Below are 3,554 nucleotides of genomic sequence, written 5' to 3' on the forward strand. Positions count from 1 at the left end.
CGCGACGGCCGGCCGCGCATCGATCGCGCTGACCGACGGCCGTACCGCGACCGCGCGCGCCGCGCAGACGGGCGCGGCCGATCTCGTGCTGGTCGACCTGGCGCGCGATTACGCGCAGGCCGGGCTCGTCGCGCTGACGCGCGCGCTCCAGTGCAGCGAGGCGGCCTATGCGGACGCGGTCGGCCTGTTCCAGCGGGCGGGTTTTCGCGTCGTCGGCGTCGCGGACGTGCCGGGCATGGTCGCGATGCGCACCGTCGCGATGCTCGCGAACGAGGCGGCCGACACGGTGAATCAGGGCGTGTGCTCGCCCGCCGATCTCGATCTCGCGATGGAGAAGGGCGTGAACTATCCGTGCGGCCCGCTCGCGTGGGCCGATGCGATCGGCATCGGCCGCGTGCATCGCGTGCTGTCGAACCTGGCGGCGAGCTACGGCGAGGACCGCTATCGCGTGTCGCCGCGCATCGCCGCGCTGCATGCGGCCGGCCGCACGTTCCGGTCGTAGCCGTCGCCCCCGTCACTTCGAACACGATAACGACATCACTCCATTGGAGGAGCACCCCGATGACTCACCCGACGCATCCCGCCGCCGCCCTCGAGCCGATCGAGACCGCCAGCCGCGACGAACTGCAGGCGCTGCAGCTCGAGCGCCTCAAGTGGTCGCTGCGCCACGCGTACGACAACGTCCCGCACTATCGGCGCACGTTCGATGCGGCGGGCGTGCATCCGGACGACCTGAAGTCACTCGCCGATCTTGCGAAATTCCCGTTCTCGACCAAGAGCGACTTGCGCGACAACTATCCGTTCGGGCTGTTCGCGGTGCCGCGCGAGCAGGTCGTGCGCGTGCACGCGTCGAGCGGCACGACCGGCAAGCCGACGGTGGTCGGCTACACCGCGCGCGACATCGATACCTGGGCGAACGTGACCGCGCGTTCGATCCGAGCGGCCGGCGGCCGCCCGGGCGACACGCTGCACAACGCATTCGGCTACGGGCTCTTCACCGGCGGCCTCGGGATTCACTACGGCGCGGAACGGCTCGGCTGCATGGTCGTGCCGATGTCGGGCGGCCAGACCGAGAAGCAGGTGCAGCTGATCCGCGATTTCGAGCCGAAGATCATCCTCGTCACGCCGTCGTACATGCTGAACCTGATCGACGAGATGGTGCGACAGGGGATGGACCCGGCCGAATCGTCGCTGAAGATCGGCATCTTCGGCGCCGAGCCGTGGACGCAGGCGTTGCGTGAAGAGGTCGAGACGCGCGTGGGCATCGACGCGCTCGACATCTACGGGCTGTCGGAAGTGATGGGCCCGGGCGTCGCGTGCGAATGCGTCGAGACGAAGGACGGCCCGGTGATCTGGGAAGACCATTTCTATCCGGAGATCATCGACCCGGTCACGGGCGAAGTGCTGCCCGACGGCAGCCAGGGCGAGCTGGTGTTCACGTCGCTGACGAAGGAGGCGATGCCCGTGATCCGCTACCGCACGCGCGACCTCACCGCGCTGCTGCCGCCGACCGCGCGCGCGATGCGCCGCCTCGCGAAGATCACGGGCCGCTCCGACGACATGCTGATCGTGCGCGGCGTGAACGTGTTCCCGAGCCAGATCGAGGAGATCGTCGTCGCGCTGCCGCAGTTGTCGGGCCAGTTCCAGATCACGCTGTCGCGCGACGGGCACATGGACCGGCTCGACCTCGCGGTCGAACTGCGCTCCGAAGCGGCCGCGTCCGTCAGCGAAAGCGATCGCGCGGCGCTCGCGCGTGAGCTGCAGCACCGGATCAAGACGATGGTCGGCGTGTCGTCCGGCGTGACGGTGCTGGCGGCGGGCGGCATTCCCGCCACCGCGACCGGCAAGGCCCGGCGCGTGATCGACCGCCGCCAGGCCGCCTGATTCCCCTGTTTGCCGTTCAACCCGAGGAAACCTGTTCGATGGATGGATTGAAGACCCTGGCCGTCACGGTCGATGCGCGCGGCATCGCAACCGTCGCGCTGCAGCGCGGCGACGTGCTCAACGCATTCGACGAGACGATGATCGCGGAACTGACCGACGCGTTCACCGCGCTTGGCCGGCGTGACGACGTGCGCGCGATCGTGCTGCGTTCGGATGGCCGCGCGTTCTGCGCGGGCGCCGACCTGCAGTGGATGCAGCGCGCGAGCGCGAACGACGCGGCCGCGAACCTGCGCGACGCGGAGCGGTTCGCCGCGATGATGCGCGCGATCCGGCAATGCCCGAAGCCGACGGTGGCGCGCGTGCAGGGCCATGCGTTCGGTGGCGGCGTCGGCCTGTGCGCGGCGTGCGACATCGTGATCGCGAGCGATCACGCGCGCTTCTCGGTCAGCGAGGCACGCTTCGGGATCCTGCCGGCCGTGATCGGCCCGTATCTGGTCGAGGCGGTCGGCCAGCGCCAGGCACGCCGGCTCGCACTGACGGCGACCCAGCTCGCCGCGGGCGAAGCGGTCGCGATCGGCCTGATCCACCAGGCCGTGCCGCTCGATGCGCTCGACGAAGCACTCGACAGGACGCTCGCCGAACTCGGCCGCAACGGCCCGAACGCGCTGATGGAGATCAAGCGCTTCTTCGACGCGATCGGCGAGTATCCGCCGTCGGACGCGCGCGCGGCGTTCACCGCGCAGACGATCTCCCGCGTGCGGGCGACGCCGGAGGCGAAGGAAGGCTTCGCCGCGTTCTTCGCGAAGCGGCCGCCGGCCTGGGAGGCGGGCGCCGAGTAACGGAACATCATGGCGTAACGGCGGCGCTCGGCGGGGCAGCGGGCCCGGCCGAATTTTGCGGCGCGGGCGCTTGCTCTACAATGCGTGACCTCCGGCGCGCTGCCGGCCCAGCCCCGACCGATTCTTCATCCGATGATCGTCAACCGCCTTATCTCCGAGATCCTGTTCGGCTTCACCGGCCTGATCGGCATCATCAACCCGATCGGCATCGCGTTCCTGTTTCTCGAACGGACCGAGGCCCTCACCGAGCAAGAACGCGATCTGCTCGCGAGGAAGGTCGCGTTCAACGCGTTCGTCGTGCTGATGGTCGCGTTCTTCGCCGGCACGCCGGTGCTGCATTTCTTCGGGATCTCGATGGAAGCGCTGCGGATCGGCGGCGGCTTCGCGGTTGCGGTGGCCGGCTGGCAGATGCTGAACGAACCCGACGGGCCGGGCGGCGGCGACACGCCGGTCAAGCCGATCGACGCGAACGCGATCATGACGCGCGCATTCTTCCCGCTGACCATGCCGCTGACGGTCGGCCCCGGCTCGATCGCGACCGCGATCGCGCTGAACGCGAACCGCACGCACAAGCTGTCGGAGTTCGCGCTGTCGAGCATCGTGTCGATTGCCGTCTCGGTGCTGGTGGCGATCGTGATCTGGCAGGTCTACAGTCGCTCCGCGCTGCTGTCGCGCTACCTCGGCAGCGAAGGCACCAAGGTCGCGAAGCGCGTGTCGGCATTCCTGCTGCTGTGCATCGGCGTGCAGATCATGCTGACCGGCTTTTCCGCGTTCCTGCAGCCGATCGCCGACCAGGTCAAGTAAGCGGCCGGCGCCGCCGCGCACGCCCCG

The 3,554-nt window shown here is 69.3% G+C and carries 4 protein-coding genes; all 4 read left to right on the plus strand.

All coding sequences use genetic code 11. The features are described from left to right. Nucleotides 1-502 (plus strand): 3-hydroxyacyl-CoA dehydrogenase family protein (locus tag G3N96_RS37925; RefSeq protein ID WP_241023025.1); only part of this gene is annotated, 502 nt, incomplete at its 5' end. A gap of 59 nt (nucleotides 503-561) precedes the next feature. Further along, a complete protein-coding gene (gene paaK / locus G3N96_RS37930) occupies nucleotides 562-1,884 on the plus strand; it encodes a phenylacetate--CoA ligase PaaK (RefSeq protein ID WP_039351073.1) in 1,323 nt (440 codons plus the stop codon). Nucleotides 1,885-1,922: 38 nt separating this feature from the next. Then, nucleotides 1,923-2,723 (plus strand): enoyl-CoA hydratase-related protein, encoded by an 801-nt coding sequence (locus G3N96_RS37935; RefSeq protein WP_124577231.1) that lies wholly within the window; start codon nucleotides 1,923-1,925, stop codon nucleotides 2,721-2,723. 132 nt (nucleotides 2,724-2,855) lie between these two features. Further along, a complete protein-coding gene (locus tag G3N96_RS37940) occupies nucleotides 2,856-3,527 on the plus strand; it encodes a MarC family protein (protein ID WP_069251769.1) in 672 nt (223 codons plus the stop codon). The last annotated feature ends 27 nt before the right edge of the window (nucleotides 3,528-3,554 follow it).

It is taken from the genome of Burkholderia sp. Se-20373, assembly GCF_017104705.1.
Lineage (GTDB): Bacteria > Pseudomonadota > Gammaproteobacteria > Burkholderiales > Burkholderiaceae > Burkholderia.